Here is a 20,059-nt window from a genome sequence, read left to right as displayed (position 1 = left end):
TAAGTCCCTTCCTCGTTGTGGCGGGGACGCTAACCAAACCATTGCGCCGCATCAATGCGCCAGTTGGGGATGTGTGAAGGCGCGGCCCTGCCTCGACTTCAAACTGTGGACCGGCGGCGAGAAGGGCACGCTGATCGGGAAGAAGCGCCGCTAGGCGTCAAGAGACGGCGGCATCCGGTCGCACTGGACCGCGCCATCCAGCGGCTCCAGCCACGAGACCTTCGAACAGCAATACACCTCCCACTTCGGCGGCAAGCGGTCGAACTGGTCCGAAGTCGACACCCGAAGCGAGGCGTACGGGGTCGCCGAGTCGTTGCCGGGAAGCGCAAACAGGTGCGTGCCGCAGCGACCGCAAAAGAGCATCCGGCGAATGCCGCCCGAATCCGCCGTCTTGTCGAAGGTCGTCGGTTGGCCGCGCGTGAACCGCAGGGTCGACGGGTCGATCGCGCCGACCATGCGGAAGGCCGACCCGCTCATCACCTGACAATCGCGGCAATGACAGACTCCGACCAGGGCCGGATCGATCTCCGCCTCGTACTCGATGTCCTCGCAGAAGCAGCGCCCTGTGACCTGCATGATCCGGTACTCCTGTTTGCGGTCGGGCGCGTACCCGTTTCCGCCGCGATCCTGCGCAATCCTGCTTCGTCCCGCAAGCGTCCTAGACCGCGCCCAGATAGATCTCGGTCACGCCCCAGGCGTTGCTGACCGCATGGATCAGGATCACAGGCAGGAGCTTGCGCCCCAGCGCCAGATAGAGCCCGCCGACGATCAGCGCGAACAGCCCCGTCGACAGAGCGCCCGCGGGGCTCTGGTAGAGATGCCCCATCCCGAACACGGCCGACGAGACGAGCAGGATCGGGATCGCCCAGCGCTTCCCGAACAAGGTCACACCCCAGCCGATGAAGAAGCCGCGGAAACAAGCCTCCTCGACGACTCCACCGAACAGGATCGCCACGATGAGCAGCTCGATAAAGGCCCCGCTGTCGCCCTCGACATCGGCGAATTGCGACAGGTCGATTTCGCTGCCCGTGATCGTCTCGGCCAACCCGTCGATGGCGGGATTGATGAGGGCCCCGAACAGAAGCCCGATCCCCACGCCGACCGCCAGCGTCGTCCACCAGTTGCGATAGATCATCGCGAAAACCGACTGGCGCGCCGACGCGCTGGTCAAGAGGATCGCCGTGGTCGAGCCCAGCCACAAAAGTGCGGTCAGGTCGGTCTCGTAGGCGAGCGAAAGCAACGGGATCAGCCACAGCAGCGCCTGCCTGCGCAGCGACAGATTCCCGACAGGATCGCTCAACAGTTTCAAACGCGCCACGACGCCCTCCGTTGAAACGAAGGACGCGTGGGCCGACCTTCAACTGTATTGTTGGTACAATACAGTTGAGTTGTTGACAACCGAATAGCGCTAGAATCGGCTTTTCAGTCGCTGGTCAGGGTCAATCAAAGCTCGAACGGCGCGCTTCCGGTGCTGTCAACGAACAGGACAAGGCTTCGCGCCAACTCGATAAGCTCTGTTTGCCGAGCGCAATGCATCTTGAACATGGCATTACGGATTTGGACGCGCACCGTCTGAAGAGAACGTCCACGCCTCACCGCGACCTCAGCTGCCGAGGCCCCGTTTGCGATAAGGCGAACGACGGCTGCCTCGCCAGCGGTTAGGCCGAACGCCTGCATCATCGCCACATCATGTCCAGGCATCAATTCGGCACGCAGCGAAATCATCAGCATGGCTCGCCGTTCGGAAACCCCCCGAACGGGAATGATCGTCAATGAAGCCGCCCCCATCCGGGACACGTCACTGATGGTTGCAGATGCGCTCGGTGCGGTCGCGTCGGTCGCGCGCCTGATTGCCTCTGCCATCCAACTGCCGAGCGCGTCTGCCCCGACAATCCTGCCACGCAGAGCAGATACTATGTCTCCCGAAGCGAGAAGGTTCTCCGCCAAGGCATTGGCTTGGATGATTCGTCCCTTTTCACCCAGCAGAATGGCGCCGATCCGTGCGCGGGAGGACACGAGCGAGAACGCACCCTCGTTCTGTTCGCTGCGGCGAAGTCGAGCGCGAACCTTGAGGACATGGCGCACCGCTCCCGACATGCCGGCGATGGTCGCCATGTCTTCGTCGCTAAAATCGCGATCGCCTCGACCGCGACACCGCTGGAAGATCATCGCCCCCATCCCGTCAGCATTCGCTGCCCCGACCGATGCGGCATGCATGACATCGAGACCGCTAGGGCGAAGGAATTCGTTGTAGAGCTCGCTGCGCGCGAATAGCGCGTTGGGAACCTCGTCACTCAAGCGGGTCGTTCGCTCGAGCGGCGCCTTGGGCATCTCGGCAGCAAACCAGGGATCCTTGTCGGCGAAATCCTCGAAGTAGCTCATCAGCACGTCATCGCGATGATTGGCGGAGACGAGAGGCTGATAGACTCCCTGGCTATCCACCCAACCAGCAAGCAGGAACTGGCTGTCGGTCGCTGCAAGCAATCGATTTGCCATGCGCGCCAGTGCTTCGTCATCAAATGCGGCGTCGTAGATCCAGTCGAGGTTTCCGTCTAACGCCATCTACGCATTCTTACCGTTGGAATACGGGAGACATCGCAGATTAATTTCGCAAGGCAAGAACGAAAGTGCATCCCTCCTTCGATTGCGTACCAGAGCCCACAGCGCCGTCGACTGGGCGGTGTCCGGTCTGCGAAACTGTCGTGCGTTCTATTCGACCGTCAGGTCGGGCGCGTCCGGGTTCTTCATGCCGATGACGTGGTAGCCCGCATCGACGTGGACGACCTCGCCGGTAATCCCGGCGGAAAGGTCGCTGCACAGGAACAGGCCGGCCCCGCCGACATCCTCGATCGTCACGTTGCGGCGCAGCGGGCTGTTATGCTCGTTCCACTTCATGATGTAGCGGAAGTCGCCAATGCCCGAGGCGGCGAGCGTCTTGATCGGGCCTGCCGAGATCGCGTTCACACGGATATTCTTCGGGCCGAGGTCGCTGGCGAGATACTGGACGCTCGTTTCGAGCGCGGCCTTGGCGACGCCCATCACGTTGTAGTGCGGAATGACCTTCTCGGCGCCGTAATAGGACAGGGTGATGATCGAACCGCCATCGGTCATCATGTCCTGCGCGCGCTTGGCCACCGCGACGAGGCTGTAGGCCGAAATGTTCATGGTCATCAGGAAATTGTCGAGGCTGGTGTCGACATAGCCGCCGCGCAGCTCGTTCTTGTCGGAAAAGCCGATCGCGTGGACGACGAAGTCGAGCCGGTCCCAGCGCTGCTTGAGCGTGTCGAAAGCGGCGTCGAGATTGGCCATGTCCGACACGTCGCATTCGATCAGGAAGTCGCTGCCGAGCTGGTCCGCGAGCGGGCGCACGCGCTTCTCGAGCGCTTCGCCCATGTAGCTGAAGGCGAGCTCGGCGCCCTGGTCCGCGAGCTGCTTGGCGATGCCCCACGCCAGCGACTTGTCGTTGGCGAGCCCCATGATCAGCCCGCGCTTGCCCTTCATCAATCCCGTCATGGGTCGCCCCTCTTAGTCCTGTTGTCCTTCTGTCGCCGCCTGGCGGCCATGAACCTGCTCGTCGAACTCGTAATCCTCGAACTCGAGCTCTTCCGAGTAAGGTCCTTCGTAATGCTCGCCCCTTAGCGCGGTATCGCCTGCATCCGCCAGCGCCGCGTTCAATTCGGCGCCGATCACGACCCCGAATCCCACGATGTAGAAGAAGATGAGCGTCACCATCACGCCCGCAAGGCTGCCATAGGTCTTGGCATAGCCGCCGAACAGTCCGATCGCGTCGGGCAGTAGTTCGACCGTCACCAGCCACCACAGGGTGATCAGAAGCGCCCCCGGCCACTTGCGGCAGCCGCGCTTGCGATAACGCATCGGCGTCAGCGCGAAGATGATCGCGTAGATGGTGAAGAACAGGGTCACAGCGGGAAGCACTCGGTAGAGGCCGAGGTCGCTGACGATGTCCTCGGAAATGGGCAGCGCCTCGTTGACGTAGTGCTGGAGGCTCGAGAGCATGACCGTCGCGGTGAAGGCGGCCATCAAGAGGATGACCGCGCCGATGATCATGCCGATCGAGGCGAGGCGATATTCCCAGAACGGCGCGGTATAGCGCACGCCGTAGGCGCGCCTCAGAATGTCGCGGATCGTCTCGATGAAGCTCGCCGCGGTCCACATCCCGACCAGCGCGCCGAACCAGAGCAGCAGGCCCGAGCGCGCCGCGACGACGTCGAACAAGGGCTCGGCGAGCACGTCCGCGACGTTGGGCGGCAGACGCGAGAGGATCGCGAGGACTGCGGCATCGCCGTCGCCGCCGCGACCCACCAGGCTGGCGACCGCAGTTGCGAGGATGATGAAGGGGAACAGCGCGAGCAGCGAGATGTAGGCGAGGTTCCCGGCGTGCAGGAACCCGTCATTATAGACGCCGATCGCGACCCGCTTGAGGATTTCCTTGATCGTGTGCCGGTTGAACTTGCGCAGCGCGTCGCTGCCGAAGCGCGCGTGGAGCGCCGCGAGCCTCTTGCGCCGGGCCTCGGGGCTTTCGGGGGAACGACCGGTCACGTACGAACGTCCCTAGACCCCCAGATCGGCGCGGACGTCGCCCGGCGCCTCCCAGTCGGCGACGAACGCCTCGAGCTTCTCGTCGCCCTTGGGCACCACGATCTCGAGCGTGACTAGCTGGTCGCCGCGTCCCCCGCCCTTCTTGGAAAAGCCCTTGCCCTTGAGACGAAGGACGGTGCCGCCCGACGTGTTCCTAGGGACGGTCACCATCACGGCACCGTCGACGGTGGGCACCTTCACCTTGGCGCCGAGCACCGCTTCCTTGAGCGTGACCGGCACGTCGAGGCGGATGTCGGCCCCGTCGCGGCGGAAGAACTTATGGGCCTTGAGCACGATGGTGACGATCGCATCGCCTTTGCCGCCGGGTCCGTCCTGGCCCTGACCGGCAAGCCGAATCTTGGTGCCGTCCTCGACGCCTTGAGGAAGTTTGAGGTCGATCGTCTTGCCGCCCGCCAGCTGCACGCGCTGCGGCTCCAGCGTCGCGGCATCCTCGAACGGAACGGTCAGGCGATAGGCGACGTCGGCGCCTTTCTGGGGCGGTGCGCTGCGGCGCTGCCCGAATCCGGAAAAGCCGCCCGTGCGCGTCCCGCCTGCGCCGCGCGTGCCGCCGAACAGGCCTTCGAACAGGTCCGAGAGATCTTCCATTCCCGACGGGTCGAACCCCGCCGCCCCGCCGGATTGCCCGGTGCCGCCGCGCCCGAAGCCGCCGAACCCGCCGGCCCCCGCGCCGAACGGCATGCGCGGATTGCCCTCCTCGTCGATCTCGCCGCGGTCGTACTGGGCGCGTTTGTCCTTGTCTGAGAGGATGTCGTAGGCCTGCGTGACCGCGCCGAAGCGTTCGGCGGCCTTGGGATTGTCCTTGTTCCGGTCGGGATGAAGCTGCTTGGCAAGCGAGCGGTAGGCCTTCTTGATCTCGGCCTCGCTCGCCCCGCGCTTCAGTCCCAGCTGCTGATATAGGTCCATAAGACTCCTCTAGCCCTGTCCAACGCCCGATGACCAGAGGGGTTCGATCCTTGCGCGCAACAATCCCCCTTGCCCCGGCCCGTCTTCACCCTTTACCCCATGGGCCATGGATCCCTTCGACCTGTTCGACCGGTGGTTCGTCGCCGCGCACGAGAGCGAGGCCAACGACCCCGAGGCGATGGCGCTGGCCACTGCGACCCGCGACGGGCGCCCCTCCGTCCGCATGGTCCTGCTCAAGGGCCACGGACCGCACGGCTTCACCTTCTACACCAACAGCCTCAGCCGGAAGGGCAACGAGCTCGCCGACAACGGCAATGCCGCGCTGCTGTTCCACTGGAAATCGATCCGCAAGCAGGTCCGCATCGAGGGTCCCGTCGAGGAGGTTCCCGAGGCCGAGGCCGACGACTATTTCGCCTCGCGCTCGCGCGACAGCCAGGTCGGCGCCCACGCCTCGCTCCAGAGCCAGCACCTCGAGCATCGCGACCATTTCCTCGCGCGCGTGCGCGCCGCGCATGCGCAATTCGAAGGAAAGCCGGTTCCGCGGCCGCATCACTGGCGCGGCTACCGCGTGGTGCCGACCCACATGGAATTCTGGGAGGATCGCGACGCGCGCCTCCACCATCGCCGGGTCTTCGTCCGCGACGCGGACGGCAACTGGCAGGACGGGCTGCTCTACCCGTGAGCGGCTTTCACGCCCATCACGGCCATGACCACGGCTCTGCCGGTGATCGTGCCACGCTGACCCGCCGCGCCGCGCTCGCGAGCATCTCGGTCGCGCTGTTCCTCGTCGGGCTCAAGGTGTGGGCGAGCTGGAGCACCGATTCGGTCGCCATGCTCGGCAGCCTCGCCGATACCGCGCTCGACCTGCTCGCCAGCCTCGTCACCTTTTTCGGCGTTCGCATCGCGGCGACGCCTGCGGACGAGGAGCACCGCTTCGGTCACGGCAAGGCGGAAGCGCTCGCCGCCCTCTTCCAGGTCGTGCTGATCAGCTTTTCCGCGCTCGGCATCGCGTGGCGCGCGTTCGGGCGGTTCGGCGCGAACGAGCCGACCCACGACCTCGAACTGGGCGTCGGCGTGTCGATCGTCGCGATCGCGGTCACGTTCGGATTGCTCGCCTACCAGCGCTTCGTGATCGCGAGGACCAACTCGGTCGCGATCCAGACCGATCACGTCCACTACCAGTCGGACCTGCTGCTCAACCTGTCGGTAATCGTGGCGCTCGTCATCGACCAGCTGTTCGGGATCCACTGGATCGATCCCGTGTTCGGGTTCGCGATCGCCATCTGGCTGTTCCTCGGCGCGTGGCGCGGCGCGACCCATGCGATCGACCAGCTGATGGACCGCGAGTGGGACGACGAGAAGCGCGACCGCTTCCTCGCCATGGTCAAGGCGCATCCCGAACTGCACGGCCTGCACGAATTGCGCACGCGCACGTCGGGCGGGCACGATTTCGCGCAGTTCCACATCTGGCTCGACCCGAAGATGACGGTCGCCGAGGCGCACGACGTGATGGACGAGATCGAGGCCCGCATCCACGAGGAATTCCCGCTCGTCGACGTTCTTATCCATCCCGACCCGAAGGGACTGGAGGAACCCGGCCAGGACCTGACGCCCGAATGAAGATCCCCTTCACGCAGGTCGACGCCTTCGTGGTCGACGGCCAGCCGCTGACCGGCAATCCGGCCGCGGTCATGATCCTCGACGACTGGCTCGACGATGCGACGCTCCAGGCCATCGCGGTCGAAAACAATCTCTCGGAAACCGCATTCCTCAAGAAAGCCGACGGCAAGGAGGCCGACTGGGACCTGCGCTGGTTCACGCCGACGAGCGAAGTGAACATGTGCGGCCACGCGACCATCGCGTCGGGGCACGTGGTCATCGGCAGTGCGACAAAGGTGCGGTTCAGGACCCATAGCGGCATTCTTTCGGTCGAACGCGACGTCGAGCGTCTCGTCCTCGACCTGCCTGCCAATCCCGTCGCCGAGGTCGAACGTGCGGGCCTGTGCCGCGCGCTCGGCATCGCGCCGCGGCCCTTGCATTTCACCGAACGGTTTGACGGTGCGGCGATCCTGCTGCTCGACAGCCAGCGCGAGGTCGAGGCGATTGATCCCGATTTCGCGGCGCTGCGCAAATTTCCCTATCTCGTGATCGTGACGGCGCCGGGCGAGGCGACCGACATTGCCAGCCGCGTCTTCGCGGGCGGGTTCGGGATCGACGAGGACCCGGTCACCGGCTCTGCCCATGCCGCGCTCGGCCCCTTCTGGGCCGACCATCTCGGCCGCGACCGCTTCACCGCGCTCCAGGCATCCGCGCGTGGTGGTCATCTCGACGTCGAGTGCGCGGGCGACCGTGTCCGCCTGGCAGGTCGCTGCATTAACGTCATCGAAGGAAGCTTCCTACTACCCTGACGTCATGACCAGCCTGACCCTGCTCGTCCTGTCGCTTGCCGCGCAGGACCCCACCGCCGCCTACGACCGCTTCTCCGAGTGCATCCGGGGCGAACTCGAACGCGCCACGCAGGTAGCCAGCAGCCGCGAGGCGTTCGCGCGCTATCTCGACACGCGCTGCAAGGCCGAAGAGGCAACTGCGCGCAAGGCGATGGTCGCATCGATGAACGGCAATCCGGATGCCGAGGCATTCCACCAGATGGCGGTCGATACCGAGCGCGCGGTAACCGTCGACATGTATCCGGGCGACTAGGCCGCCATCTCCGCGGCCTGCGTGGCCACGATCGTCCCGCCGCCGAGCAGCCGCTCGCCGTCGTAGAACACCGCCGACTGGCCCGGCGCGACACCATATTCGGGCGCACCGAAGGTCACGCGACGTCCGTCCCACTGTGCCGCGACCGGCTGCGCAAGACTGCGCACCTTGGCTTCGACCTCACGCTGGTCCTCGGCCAGCCAGTTGACGTCCTCGACGCTCGCCGCGGCCACCGCGAGCGCGCGCCGCGGGCCGACGCGGACGATCCGCTCACCCGGCTCGATACCGACGACGTAGAGCGGTTCGGCCTGCCCGCCGACTTCGAGCCCGCGCCGCTGGCCGATCGTGTAGTGGACGACCCCCTGGTGCCGGCCGAGCACGCTGCCATCGACATGGACGATGTCGCCCGGTGCGGCGGTTTCGGGGCGCAGCCGCTTGACCAGCGAGGCATAGTCGCCGTCGGGGACGAAGCAGATATCCTGGCTATCGGGCTTGGCCGCGACCTCGAGCCCAGCTTCCTCGGCCAGCCGCCGCACTTCCGGCTTGGGCAGGTCGCCGAGCGGGAAACGCAGGAAGTCGAGTTGCTCGGCGGTCGTCCCGTAGAGGAAATAGCTCTGGTCGCGGCGCGGATCGCGGCCTTTCCACAGTTCGACGCGGCCCTCGCGCTCGACGCGGCGCACGTAGTGGCCGGTGGCAAGGCAGGTCGCGCCCAAGTCGCGCGCGAAGCCGATCAGGTCGACGAACTTCACGCCCTGGTTGCACTGGGTGCACGGGATCGGCGTGCGCCCACGCGCATATTCGTCGGCGAATTGTTCGATCACCCCATCGCGAAATCGCGTTTCGTAATCGAGGACGTAGTGCGCGATGCCGAGCCGGTCGCACACGGTCTTGGCGTCGTAGATGTCCTGCCCCGCGCAGCACGAGCCCGACCGCTGCACCGCTTCGCCATGATCGTAAAGCTGCATGGTGACGCCGATCACCTCGGCGCCGGTCTGCGCGGCAAGCACGGCGACCACGGACGAATCGACGCCGCCGGACATGGCGACGACGATGCGCGCCTCCTCGGGCGCTACCGGAAGATCGAATTTTGCGGACATTTCGGGCGCGTCTTTACTCGAAATTCACCCTGTTCGCATAGAGGGGGTGTCGAACAGGAGGGAAGGACGCCGCTTTTGGCTCGCTACGAAAAGGAATTGAAGGCTGCAGGACCCGCACCGATCGACCTTGTCGAGTGGATCGAGGGCCTCGCCCGCAACGACCGGACCGTGGCACCCGATTCCCATGGGGCCGCGGTGGCGCGCTTTCTCTCCGGCGAGGATCGCGGCGACGCCCTCAAGGGCACGTTCGGCGGTTCGCGGTTAACGACGCCAAAGGAAAAATAAGGATGCCGTTAACCAGTGCGCGTGAGAATTTGTTCAACGGGTCGGCGTTAAACGGGGTGCGTCGATAGTGATGAGGAACTGAGGCAAGAGAATGCTCGAGAATCAGAAAATCCGGCCCGCTCAGGTTGTTGGTCCGCTTGGCGAACCATTGACCCTCGATTCGCTGCCGCCTGCTTCGACGACCCGCTGGGTCGTGCGCCGCAAGGCGGAAGTGGTCGCCGCGGTCGCCGGGGGCCTCCTGACCGTCGATGAGGCGTGCGAACGCTACTCCCTGAGCCTTGAGGAGTTCACCAGCTGGCAGCGTGCCGTAGACCGGTCGGGCATGCCCGGTCTTCGCGTGACGCGACTGAAGCATTATCGCGACCAGTATGAACGCCAGCAGCGTTACTGAGTGATCCCCCTCTAGGGCTCGCCCCTCAATATCGGCCCCGCCCCTTCCCAAAGGGCGGGGCCTTTTTGCGTCCGGCGCCAAACTTCCGTTTACCGCATTTTCTGGACAATTCCTTTCGTTTCCGGAACATTGACCGCGCACCGGGGGTTTGATGGTGCGGAAACCCGGCGAAAGCGTACGAGACCGGGTGGTAACAGGAGGGAACAGCATGAGTATTACGACGATTCTCGTCTGGCTGGTCGTTGGCGGTGTCATTGGCTGGCTCGCAAGCCTCATCATGAAGACCGATGCCCAGCAGGGCATCATGCTCAACATCATCGTCGGCATCATCGGCGCGGTGATCGCCGGCCTGCTTTTCGGCAGCGGCTCCAACCCGCTCGACATCACCACCATCCTTTGGTCGCTGCTTGGCGCAGTCATCCTGCTGGGTGTGGTGAACCTGATCCGTCGCGGTTCCGTCCGCTAGGACAAGTAACCCCAAAGAAAAGGGCCGCGAGGTTTGTCCCCGCGGCCCTTTTTCTCTCTCTCTTCGCTCCACGCTACTCGAGGTCGAAGCTCATCGACAGCGTGACGCTGACCTCCTGTTCGCCCGGCATGATCGGGGTCGGCGGAGCGGCCGCGACGTCTTCCATCGCCATCGAGCGCATTGCGGTCGGCCGGATGATCGGCCCGCCGCCACCTTCGCTTACCATCGCCAGGCGCACCACGCGCTTTCCGAGCGCGCGCGCATAGAGCTCGGCGCGCTGACGTCCCTTGGCGATCGCGTCGAGCCGCGCCTCTGCCATCGCCTCCTCCGGCCTGTCGATGGTTAGCGAGGGGCCGTTGATCTGGTTGGCGCCGACCGCGACCAGCGCGTCGAGGATGTCGCCCGCCTTGGCGATGTCGCGAAACTTCACCGACACGCGGTTCGAGGCCGAATAGCCGGTCAGTACCGGCGCCTCGTCGCGGCGGTAGTCGTATTGCGGGCTGAGGTTGATCGAACTGGTCTGCACGTCCTTCTCGGCGATGCCCGCCTTCTTGAGTGCCGCGAGCACCTGCGTCATGCGCCGCGCATTCTCCTCGATCGCGCCGCGCGCGGTGGGCGCACGGGTCTCGACGCCGGCATCGATGATGGCAAGGTCGGGCACGCGGCTGCTTTCGCCCGTCACCGCGATATCGAGCCGCGTCGCGTTCGGGCTAACCGTAGGCACGCCCTGCGCGGCAGCGGGCACCGTCCCGAGCGGAACCAGAAGGCTGGCAGCCCCCGCCGTCAGCAGCATCCTCATCTTCATACGCACGTCTCCCTTGGTCATGACCGATCGTTCGCCCGAGGCTTGCCCGGACGGCATGGCTGGTTCCTGAACGCGCGTCGGCGCGTCAGCGTTTCTTGGAAACGACCCGGTAGCCGAGCAGCAGCAGGAAGGCGCCGACGATGGCCGCGAGGAAGCCCGCGCCTTCGCCCTGATCGTACCAGCCGACCGCGTGTCCGAGGAAGCCGGCGAGCAGCGCGCCGGCGATGCCGAGCACGATCGTGACCACGCAGCCACCCGGATCCTTGCCCGGCATCAGCAGCTTGGCGATGGCGCCGGCCAGGAGGCCAATCACGATCCATCCAAGAATGGAATATTGTTCGAGCATCGACACGTCCTTTCCGAGCAATCTTGAGCCGCCATCATGACAGGTCGTTTCACACTTGCAACATCCCCGCCTGCCGAGGCAAGCGGGGTCGTTGGTCGAAAAGCCATGGCAATGTGCGCGCGCGTGGCGCGTGTCTGTTGCGAGAACTGCCTTATTAAGGTAACACAGCGAACAGCATGTCGTGCGGGGGACTTGTGTCTCCCGACGACCATTAAAGACCGGAATATAGCGACATGAACCGAGAGACGGGCTTCGGGGTGATGGACATCGAAACGCAAAACGAGATTCAGCGGCGCAAGCGGCGGCGCGTCCTCATTATCGGGGCGGCGATCCTCGTCGCGGTGCTCGCCGCGGCCTTTTTCATGATGCGCGGCGGCGCGGCCGACGAGGAGCGCACCGAAGCGCCCGCGACGGTGGTCACCGTGATCGTGCCGGGCGTCAGCGAAATCGCGCGCACCATTACCGCCTCGGGCACGCTCGCCGCGCGGCGCGACCAGCCGGTCGGCGTCTCGGGCCAGGGCGGCAGGGTCACTCGCGTGCTCGTCGATGCAGGCGACTGGGTGAAGCAGGGTCAGCTTCTCGCGCAGATCGAACGCTCCGTGCAAAGCCAGGAAGCCGCCCAGCTGCGTGCGTCCGTGGCCGCTGCCGAGGCCGACGCCGCGCTTGCCCGCAACGAACTCGACCGTGCGCAGGCGCTTGTCGAACGCGGCTTCGTCTCGAAGGCGGATATCGATCGCAAGCAGGCGGCCTACGACGCCGCCCGCGCGCGCGTTCGTCTCAACCAGGCCCAGCTCGGCGCCGCCAACGCCCGCATCGGGCTGCTCGACGTGCGCGCGCCGACCAGCGGCCTCGTCCTCGACCGCAGCGTCGAGGTCGGCCAGGTCGTCTCGGCAGGCACGCCGCAACTGTTCCGCATGGCCCGCGGGGGCGAAATGGAAGTGCGCGCCGAATTGTCCCAACAGGACATGGCCGCGGTCAGCGTCGGGCTTCCCGCCACGGTCAACCCGGTGGGCACGGACCGCGAGTTCGTCGGTCGCGTCTGGCAGGTCGCGCCGATCATCGATCCGACGACGCGCCAGGGCGAAGTCCGCATCGCCATCCCCTACGACAGCGCGATCCGCCCCGGCGGCTTCGCCGAAGCGCGCATCGAAAGCGGCACGACCAGCGCCCCACTCCTCCCGCAGGCGGCGGTGATGGCCGACGCACGCGGCAACTATGTCTACGTGGTCAACGACAAGAACGAGGTGGTCCGGGTCGACGTCAAGGTCGGCTCGGTCGACGACCGCGGGGTCACGATCGTCGAGGGCCTGACCGGCAACGAGGTCGTCGTGCGGTCCGCCGGGCCGTTCCTCACCCCCGGGCAAAAGGTTTCGCCCAAGCGGCAAGCGGCACGCAAGGAAGGCTGATTTTAGCGATGAATTTCCGTAACATCTCGGCCTGGTGCATCCGCAACCCGGTCCCGCCGATCGTCCTGTTCGTCGGGCTCCTGCTGGCGGGCGTGGTGGCGTTCATCCGGATGGACATCACCAACAATCCCGACATCGATTTCCCCGCCGCGAACGTCACGGTGGTCCAGCCGTCCGCGGCCCCGTCGGAGATCGAGAACCAGATCACCCAGCGCGTCGAAGCGGCGCTGCGCGGGATCGAAGGCGTCGACGAGATCAATTCGAGCGTGCGCGAAGGCTCGAGCAACACCTTCGTCCAGTTCGAGATCGGAACCCCAATCGACCGCGCCGTCAACGACGTGCGCGACGCCATCTCGCAGGTCCGCAGCGACCTTCCCGACGGCATCCTCGAACCGCGCGTGAACCAGGTCTCGATTACCGACCAGAACCTGTCCTTCGTCGCCGCCGAGACGACCGACATGACGCTCGAGGAACTGAGCTGGTTCGTCGACAATACAGTCAGCCAGCGCATGCTCGGCCGCGAGGGCGTGGCGGAAGTCAGCCGCTATGGCGGTGTGGATCGCGAGATTCGCGTCATCCTCGACCCCAACGCGCTGCGCTCGCACGGCATCACCGCGGCGCAGGTCAACGCCCAGCTGCGCCAGACCAACATCAACGCCGCAGGCGGGCGCACCGAGGTCGGCGGGTCCGAACAGACGGTTCGCGTGCTCGGCAACGCCCAGACCGCGGGTGCGCTCGCGGAAACGCTGGTCTCGGTCGGCAACGGTCGAACCGTGCGCCTCAAGGACATTGCCGAGGTGCGCGACGCCGCGTCCGAACAGACCAGCCTGGCACGCATGAACGGCCAGGAAGTGGTCGTCTTCACGTTCAACCGTTCGAAGGGCGCGAGCGACGTGACCGCCTACGAAAACGGATGGGACGAGCTGAACAAGATCCAGGAAGAGGATTCGCGCATCCGCTTCGTCGAGATCAATAATTCGGTCGACTACACGGTCTCGCAATATAAAAGCTCGATGCAGGCGCTGATCGAAGGCGCGCTGCTCGCGGTGCTCGTCGTGTTCCTGTTCCTGCGCGACCTGCGCGCGACGCTCATCTCGGCCATCGCGATCCCGCTCTCGGCGATCCCGGCCTTCTTCTTCATGGACCTGATGGACATCAACCTGAACACGCTGTCGCTGCTGGCGCTGGCGCTGGTGGCCGGTGTCCTAGTCGATGACGCGATCGTCGAGATCGAGAATATCGTCAGGCACATGCGCATGGGCAAATCGGCCTATCAGGCCTCGATCGACGCGGCCGACGAGATCGGACTTGCCGTGGTCGCCACCACCAGTGCGATCGTCGCGGTGTTCCTGCCCGTGGCGCTGATGCCGGGCATCTCGGGCCAGTTCTTCCGCCACTTCGGCTACACGGTCGTCCTCGCGGTCATCATGTCGCTGCTCGTCGCGCGCATGATCTCGCCGCTGATCGCGGCCTATTTCCTGCGCGCCAAGGGCGTCCAGCCGCACGCCTCGGGCCCAGCGATGCAGAACTATCTGAAGATCCTGGTGTGGACGCTGCGCCATCGCTGGGCCGCCGTATTGGCGGGGTTCGCGACGTTCGGTCTCACGATCGTGCTGTTCGCGACGCTGCCGATGCAGTTCCAGCCCGAGCTCGACATGAATACCGGCACCGTGCGCATCTCGATGCCGCCGGGCGCCACGCTCGAACAGACCGCCGCCGTTGCCGCCGAGGCGGCCGACGTGGTGAGCCAGGACCCCAACGTCGAATCGGTCTTCCAGCGCGTCTATACTTCCTCGGGTTGGATCAACGTCGTCTTCAAGGACGACCGCACCCTCAAGTCGCCCGAGATCCAGCGCGGGCTCGCGCCCAAGCTGGCGCAGATCGCCGACGCGCGCGTCAATTTCCAGTCGCAGGGCGGCGGGGGCCCGGGCGGGTCGGGCCAGGCGCTGACCTTCTATCTCGGCTCGTCCGATCCCAAGCTGCTCGAGGAGACGGCCTACAAGATCGCCGCCGACATGGAGAAGATTCCCGAGCTGGTCGCCCCGCGCGTGGTCGGCGACGACATTCGCCCCGAAGTCGTCATCACCCCGCGCCTCGACCTTGCCGCCGACCTCGGCGTGACGACGGCGGCGCTCAGCCAGACGATCCGCATCGCCACGATCGGCGACATCGACCAGAACAGCGCGAAATTCTCGCTCTCGGACCGCCAGATCCCGATCCGCGTCAGTCTCGCCGAGGAACAGCGTAGCGACCTCGACACGCTGATGAACCTGCCCGTGCCCACGCGCACCGGCGGCTCGGTCCCCCTCAAGTCGGTCGCCGACGTCAGTTTCGGCGCGGGCCCGACCACCATCCAGCGCACCGACCAGTTGCGCCGTATCGCGGTCGGTGCCGACCTCCAGCCGGGCGTCGTGCAGGGCGTGGCGTGGGAGAAGATCAACGCGCTCGATTCGGTCAAGAACCTGCCGACCGGCGTGAAGCGCCTCAATCTCGGCGACCAGAAATGGCAGGCCGAACTGGTGCAGAACTTCATCATCGCGGTATTCGCGGGCGTGCTGCTCGTGTTCGCGGTGCTGGTGCTGCTCTACCGCCGCTTCCTCGCACCGTTCGTCAACATGGGCTCGCTCCTGCTGGCCCCGCTGGGCGCGGCGATCGCGCTGCATCTGTCGGGCCAGCCCATCTCGATGCCGGTCTTCATCGGCCTCCTGATGCTGCTCGGCATCGTCGCCAAGAACTCGATCCTGCTGGTCGACTTCGCGCTCGAGATGATGAACGACGGCATGGACAAGGACGAGGCGATCTACGAAGCGGGCCACAAGCGTGCGCAGCCGATCGTGATGACCACCGTCGCGATGGTCGCGGGCATGATCCCGATCGCGCTCTCGCTCCACGGCGACGGCAGCTGGCGCGTGCCGATGGGCTATACGGTGATCGGCGGCCTCATCTTCTCGACCGCACTCACCCTGCTCCTCGTCCCGGCCTATTTCAGCCTCGCGATCGACGTCGAGCATTGGGTCGCGCGCAAGTTCGGCAGGCTCGTCAACAACGACAAGCACCCGCTCATCCCCGAACACGCGCCGCACGACGACCGCGACGACGGGCCGAGGCCGCTCCCTGCCGAGTGACAAGCGTGGCAAAGCCGCTAGGGTGGGCGCGATGATCGCGTCCGCCCCGCCGCTTGCCCGCTTCAGCGCCGCCCAGCCGGGCGCGACTTCGATGAAGCTGGTCGCGACCGGACTGCTCGTGGTGATGGCGGCGCTGTTCTTCACCGCGCGCGCGTTTGAACCCGCCTACCCCGTCCTGGGCTGGCTCAAGGCCTTCACCGAGGCCGCGATGGTCGGCGGACTGGCCGACTGGTTCGCCGTCACCGCTCTGTTCCGCCACCCGCTCGGCCTGCCGATCCCGCACACCGCGATCATCCCCAAGAATAAGGATCGGATCGGCGACGCGCTCGCCAATTTCATTCGCGAGAATTTCCTTATTCCCCCGGTGGTCGCGCGGCGCATGCACCGGCTCGACCTCGCCGGCGCGGCGGGCCGCTTCCTCAAGGCGCCTGCCGGCCAGGAAAGCCGCATCCGCAAGGGGGCGAGCCGCCTGATCGCCGACCTCGCCGAAAGCCTCGGCGACGAGCGGCTGGGCGGCATCGTCAAGGGCGCGGTCTCGCGCCGGCTGCGCGAGATGGCGGTCGCCCCGCTGATCGGCCGCGCGCTCGCCTCCGCGATCAACGAGGACCGGCACCTGCCGCTGCTCGAGGCCACCATCCGCTGGCTGGCGCGCACGCTCGACGCCAACGAATCGATGATCCGCGAAATGGTGCGCCAGCGCGTCTCCTGGGTGCTGCGCGTCGCCAGCCTCGACGAGAAGCTCGCCGACGCCATCCTCGAAGGGCTGCGCAAGCTCGCCGTCGAGATGCACGAGGACCCCGCCCATCCCGTGCGCATCAAGATCGAGCACGCGCTCGCCGACGTCGCCAACGACCTCCAGCTCGACCCCTCCACCCAGGCCAAGGTCGAGGAATGGAAGATGCAGCTGATCGAGAATGATTCGGTCGCCCTGTGGATCGATGCGATGTGGCAGCAGGCACGCGAGGCCGTCATCCGGGGCGCGCGCAACCCCGACGCCGCGATGGCCGGTCAGCTGGGCGAGATCCTCGTCAACGCGGGCACCAGCCTCGAGAGCGATCCGCGCCTCAAGATGGCGATCAACCGCTTCGCGCGCCGCGCCGTCGTCGGCATGGCCTCAAGCTATGGCGGCTCGATCGTCAAGCTGGTCAGCGACACGGTGCGCGGCTGGGACGCGGCGACCGTGACCGATCGGCTCGAGGCCGCCGTCGGGCGCGACCTTCAGTACATCCGCATCAACGGGACGCTGGTCGGCGGGCTCGTCGGCACCGCGCTCCACGCCTTGGACGTGGTCGGGCTCTAGCCCCCGCGCCGCTCGATCGTCGCGCCGACCGCGCTCAACTTCTCCTCGAGCCGCTCGTAGCCGCGATCGAGGTGATAGACGCGCAGCACCTCGGTCTCGCCCTCGGCGGCGAGGCCGGCGAGCACCAGGCTCATCGAGGCACGAAGGTCGGTCGCCATCACCTGCGCGCCGGTCAGCCCCTCGACGCCGTGCACGATCGCCGAGCGTCCGCGCGTGTCGATGTTGGCGCCCATGCGGCGCAGCTCGGGGACGTGCATGTAGCGGTTCTCGAAGATCGTCTCCTCGAGGTAGCTCTCACCCTCGGCCAGCGCGAGCATCGACATGAATTGCGCCTGCATGTCGGTCGGAAAGCCCGGATAGGGCGCGGTCGAGATGGCGAGCGGCTTCAACTTGCCCGTCGCCGACACCTTGATCCCGTCGTCGGTGAATTCCGTCACGAGACCCGCGGCCGCCAGCGCGTTGGTGATCGCCAGCATGTCGCCGGGGCGCGCGCCGACCAGTTCGATCGACCCGCCGGTGATTCCCGCGGCGCAGGCGTAGCTGCCCGCCTCGATGCGGTCTGGCATGACCTCGTAGTCCGCGCCGTGCAGCCCCTCGACCCCGTCGATGACGAGGTGCGAGGTGCCGATCCCCTCGATTCTCGCGCCCATCGCGACGAGGAGGTTGCACAAGTCGACGATCTCGGGCTCGCGTGCCGCGTTGAACAATTGCGTGCGCCCGGTCGCGAGCACCGCCGCCATCACCGCATTCTCGGTCGCGCCGACCGAGACGACGGGAAAGCTGTAGTCACCGCCCGGCAAGCGGCCCTTGGGGGCGCTTGCCTTGACGTAGCCCGCGGCCAGTTCGATCTCGGCGCCCATTGCCTCGAGCGCGCGCAGGTGAAGGTCTATCGGGCGGTCGCCGATCGCGCAGCCGCCGGGCAGCGAAACGGTCGATTCGCCCATCCGCGCCAGCATCGGGCCGAGCACGAGGATCGAGGCACGCATCTTGCGCACCAGTTCGTAGGGCGCGACCGTCGATTCGATGTGATCGGCCTTGAGCGTCATCGCGCGCTTGTGATCGGCGCCGCGCTTGCCCGACACCTTGGTGGTGACGCCCAGCTCGTTCATCAGGTGCGCGAAACTGTCCACGTCGGCGAGCCGCGGCAAATTGCCGAGCGTCAGTTCCTCGTCGGTCAGAAGTGCGCAGGGGATGAGCGTGAGCGCGGCGTTCTTCGCGCCCGAAATCGGAATGCGGCCCTCGAGACGGGTACCGCCCTTGATCCAGATGGAGTCCATGGCGCTCCGCCTTAACGGCTGCGAGCGTCAGGGCAAGCGATTCACGCCTTTTCCAGCGTGCATTGCAGCGGGTGCTGGTTCTCTCGGGCGAAATCGATGACCTGGCTGACCTTGGTCTCGGCGACCTCGTAGGTGAACACGCCGCAGATCGCGACGCCCTGCTGGTGGACCTGCAGCATGACGCGGGTCGCATCCTCGATGCCCATGCCGAAATAGCGCTGCAGGACGAGCACGACGAATTCCATCGGCGTGTAGTCGTCGTTGAGCATCAGCACCTTGTAGTTCGACGGCTTCTTGGTCTTGGGACGCGTGCGTGTGACGACCCCGGTATCGAGATCGGCATCGTCGGCATCGGAAGGTCCGGCCATGAAGAACGGCAGTTGCGTCATCGGGTCAGCCATATGGCATGGTTCGAACGCGCTTCAAGGGAGCATTGCTCCGGCGTCGTCCCAAAAAGGAAACGGCCGCCCCCCGTTTGCCGGGGTGGCGGCCGCCTACTCGCTACTCGCCGGACCAGGAGAGGGTCGTCCGGCAAACTCGCGTGGCCGTTAGGCCATCAGCGCCTTGATCTTCTCGGCGTTGAGGCTCGCGCGGGTCGACACGGGCTGCATCGCCTCGCCGGCCAGCTTGACCATCTGCTCGGTGTACTTGGCACCTTCGGCGACCATCGCGTCGAACTGCGCGCGGGCCATCTTGCCCTGCAGCTCGAAGAATTCGGCCGGGGTCTTCGCCTCGCCGAGCGCCTTGATCGCATCCGACGCCTTGGCGAAACCTTCACGGCCGTCTTCGGCGATGTCGGCACCGAAGGCCTTGAGGCCGCCCGCGGCGATCTTGCCCGATTCGACCAGCGCCTCGACGTTCGCCTTGGCGATCTCGGCCATCTCTTCGGTCGTCGCGCGCGACTTGGCGATCAGTTCTTCGCCCTTCTTGCCGGCTTCGGCGACGAATTCCTCGACCTTGTCGGCCGTCGGCATTTCGAACTTACCGAACCACTGTTCCATGTTCATGTTGACCATCGTCTTGTCCTTTCCGAGCGCCGCCGCCGGCTTCTTGGCCTTGGGCGCCGCTTTTTTCCGTTTCGCGGCAACGGTCTTCGCCGCTGCCTTATTGACCTTCCTGACTGCCTTCTTGACCGGGTTGGCCAGCTTGATGGGTTCCACCTTCGCCTCGACCGGCGTTTCGACCTTGGCCGGCGCGACCTTGACCGGCTCCTTCGCCGTCTCGATCTTCGTCTCGCCTTCGATCTTGTCACCCGTGGCAGTCATTCATGCCTCCCTAGCTCTTCTTGTGCATTGCAACATAGCAATTGCAGCAAAACCTTTCAAGAGGAATGTTGCG

The 20,059-nt window shown here is 65.8% G+C and carries 22 protein-coding genes; 10 read left to right on the top strand and 12 right to left on the bottom strand.

The features are described from left to right. Positions 1-150: 150 nt before the first annotated feature. From NNY25_RS11305 to NNY25_RS11280, 6 genes are all read right to left on the bottom strand, one after another. Complete coding sequence (locus NNY25_RS11305) at positions 151-576, bottom strand: GFA family protein (protein ID WP_265571723.1); 426 nt, start codon at positions 574-576, stop codon at positions 151-153. Between the two features lie 82 nt (positions 577-658). Then, positions 659-1,318, bottom strand: a complete 660-nt coding sequence (locus NNY25_RS11300; protein WP_265571721.1) for a CPBP family intramembrane glutamic endopeptidase — start codon at positions 1,316-1,318, stop codon at positions 659-661. Positions 1,319-1,443: 125 nt separating this feature from the next. Further along, positions 1,444-2,562 carry a helix-turn-helix transcriptional regulator gene (locus tag NNY25_RS11295; protein ID WP_265571719.1) on the bottom strand — a complete coding sequence of 373 codons (1,119 nt, stop codon included), beginning with the start codon at positions 2,560-2,562 and terminating at the stop codon, positions 1,444-1,446. Positions 2,563-2,709: 147 nt separating this feature from the next. Next, positions 2,710-3,513: an enoyl-ACP reductase FabI gene (gene fabI, locus NNY25_RS11290; protein WP_265571717.1), complete on the bottom strand. Its 804-nt coding sequence runs from the start codon at positions 3,511-3,513 to the stop codon at positions 2,710-2,712. A 12-nt stretch (positions 3,514-3,525) separates the two neighbouring features. Beyond that, entirely contained in the window at positions 3,526-4,560 is a 1,035-nt protein-coding gene (locus NNY25_RS11285) for a YihY/virulence factor BrkB family protein (protein WP_265571715.1), read from the bottom strand. 12 nt (positions 4,561-4,572) lie between these two features. Further along, the gene (locus tag NNY25_RS11280) at positions 4,573-5,523 is read right to left on the bottom strand and encodes a DnaJ C-terminal domain-containing protein (protein ID WP_265571714.1); all 951 of its coding nucleotides are present in this window, start codon (positions 5,521-5,523) and stop codon (positions 4,573-4,575) included. Between the two features lie 106 nt (positions 5,524-5,629). Between NNY25_RS11280 and pdxH the strand changes: the two genes are divergently transcribed. The 4 genes from pdxH to NNY25_RS11260 are packed head-to-tail and all read left to right on the top strand — an operon-like array spanning position 5,630 to position 8,223. Further along, a complete protein-coding gene (pdxH, locus tag NNY25_RS11275; RefSeq protein WP_265571711.1) occupies positions 5,630-6,205 on the top strand; it encodes a pyridoxamine 5'-phosphate oxidase in 576 nt (191 codons plus the stop codon). Beyond that, the gene (locus tag NNY25_RS11270; RefSeq protein WP_265571709.1) at positions 6,202-7,143 is read left to right on the top strand and encodes a cation diffusion facilitator family transporter; all 942 of its coding nucleotides are present in this window, start codon (positions 6,202-6,204) and stop codon (positions 7,141-7,143) included. Before pdxH ends, NNY25_RS11270 begins: the two co-directional genes overlap by 4 nt. After that, positions 7,140-7,931, top strand: a complete 792-nt coding sequence (locus NNY25_RS11265; protein WP_265571707.1) for a PhzF family phenazine biosynthesis protein — start codon at positions 7,140-7,142, stop codon at positions 7,929-7,931. The genes NNY25_RS11270 and NNY25_RS11265 overlap by 4 nt, the downstream gene beginning before the upstream one ends. A gap of 4 nt (positions 7,932-7,935) precedes the next feature. After that, on the top strand, positions 7,936-8,223 hold the full coding sequence (locus tag NNY25_RS11260) for a hypothetical protein (protein ID WP_265571705.1): 288 nt from the start codon (positions 7,936-7,938) through the stop codon (positions 8,221-8,223). Here the strand turns inward: NNY25_RS11260 and mnmA are convergent. Further along, the gene (gene mnmA, locus NNY25_RS11255) at positions 8,220-9,320 is read right to left on the bottom strand and encodes a tRNA 2-thiouridine(34) synthase MnmA (protein WP_265571703.1); all 1,101 of its coding nucleotides are present in this window, start codon (positions 9,318-9,320) and stop codon (positions 8,220-8,222) included. The genes NNY25_RS11260 and mnmA overlap by 4 nt on opposite strands. 75 nt (positions 9,321-9,395) lie before the next feature. Between mnmA and NNY25_RS11250 the strand changes: the two genes are divergently transcribed. The 3 genes from NNY25_RS11250 to NNY25_RS11240 all read left to right on the top strand — a co-directional run bounded on the left by NNY25_RS11250 (position 9,396) and on the right by NNY25_RS11240 (position 10,462). Beyond that, positions 9,396-9,605, top strand: coding sequence for a hypothetical protein (locus tag NNY25_RS11250; protein WP_265571701.1), 210 nt, complete (start codon positions 9,396-9,398; stop codon positions 9,603-9,605). 91 nt (positions 9,606-9,696) lie between these two features. Then, on the top strand, positions 9,697-9,996 hold the full coding sequence (gene sciP, locus NNY25_RS11245) for a CtrA inhibitor SciP (protein ID WP_265571700.1): 300 nt from the start codon (positions 9,697-9,699) through the stop codon (positions 9,994-9,996). Between the two features lie 208 nt (positions 9,997-10,204). After that, on the top strand, positions 10,205-10,462 hold the full coding sequence (locus NNY25_RS11240) for a GlsB/YeaQ/YmgE family stress response membrane protein (protein WP_265571697.1): 258 nt from the start codon (positions 10,205-10,207) through the stop codon (positions 10,460-10,462). A 73-nt stretch (positions 10,463-10,535) separates the two neighbouring features. Here NNY25_RS11240 and NNY25_RS11235 read toward each other — a convergent pair whose 3' ends face one another. Together NNY25_RS11235 and NNY25_RS11230 are read right to left on the bottom strand one after the other, a co-directional pair. Continuing rightward, positions 10,536-11,288, bottom strand: a complete 753-nt coding sequence (locus tag NNY25_RS11235) for an SIMPL domain-containing protein (RefSeq protein ID WP_265571695.1) — start codon at positions 11,286-11,288, stop codon at positions 10,536-10,538. A 64-nt stretch (positions 11,289-11,352) separates the two neighbouring features. Then, on the bottom strand, positions 11,353-11,613 hold the full coding sequence (locus NNY25_RS11230) for a GlsB/YeaQ/YmgE family stress response membrane protein (protein WP_265571693.1): 261 nt from the start codon (positions 11,611-11,613) through the stop codon (positions 11,353-11,355). A gap of 233 nt (positions 11,614-11,846) precedes the next feature. Between NNY25_RS11230 and NNY25_RS11225 the strand changes: the two genes are divergently transcribed. Genes NNY25_RS11225 through NNY25_RS11215 form a run of 3 tightly spaced genes read left to right on the top strand, consistent with a single transcriptional unit; the run spans position 11,847 to position 17,444 of the window. Next, a complete protein-coding gene (locus tag NNY25_RS11225) occupies positions 11,847-13,019 on the top strand; it encodes an efflux RND transporter periplasmic adaptor subunit (RefSeq protein WP_265571691.1) in 1,173 nt (390 codons plus the stop codon). Positions 13,020-13,027: 8 nt separating this feature from the next. After that, positions 13,028-16,144 (top strand): efflux RND transporter permease subunit, encoded by a 3,117-nt coding sequence (locus tag NNY25_RS11220; protein ID WP_265571690.1) that lies wholly within the window; start codon positions 13,028-13,030, stop codon positions 16,142-16,144. A 31-nt stretch (positions 16,145-16,175) separates the two neighbouring features. Next, positions 16,176-17,444, top strand: a complete 1,269-nt coding sequence (locus NNY25_RS11215; protein WP_265571688.1) for a DUF445 domain-containing protein — start codon at positions 16,176-16,178, stop codon at positions 17,442-17,444. Here the strand turns inward: NNY25_RS11215 and murA are convergent. The 3 genes from murA to NNY25_RS11200 form a co-directional block, all read right to left on the bottom strand. Then, positions 17,441-18,721, bottom strand: a complete 1,281-nt coding sequence (gene murA / locus NNY25_RS11210; protein ID WP_265571686.1) for a UDP-N-acetylglucosamine 1-carboxyvinyltransferase — start codon at positions 18,719-18,721, stop codon at positions 17,441-17,443. The two genes, NNY25_RS11215 and murA, sit on opposite strands and share 4 nt — an antisense overlap. 41 nt (positions 18,722-18,762) lie before the next feature. Further along, positions 18,763-19,089 (bottom strand): ATP-dependent Clp protease adapter ClpS, encoded by a 327-nt coding sequence (gene clpS / locus NNY25_RS11205; protein ID WP_265571760.1) that lies wholly within the window; start codon positions 19,087-19,089, stop codon positions 18,763-18,765. A 180-nt stretch (positions 19,090-19,269) separates the two neighbouring features. After that, positions 19,270-19,986 (bottom strand): phasin family protein, encoded by a 717-nt coding sequence (locus tag NNY25_RS11200; protein ID WP_265571684.1) that lies wholly within the window; start codon positions 19,984-19,986, stop codon positions 19,270-19,272. Positions 19,987-20,059 lie beyond the last annotated feature (73 nt).

It is taken from the genome of Sphingomicrobium nitratireducens (assembly GCF_026157035.1).
Taxonomy (GTDB): Bacteria; Pseudomonadota; Alphaproteobacteria; order Sphingomonadales; family Sphingomonadaceae; genus Sphingomicrobium; species Sphingomicrobium nitratireducens.
The sequence above is the reverse complement of the archived record's forward strand: the minus strand, read 5'-3'. Positions and strand labels throughout refer to the sequence as shown.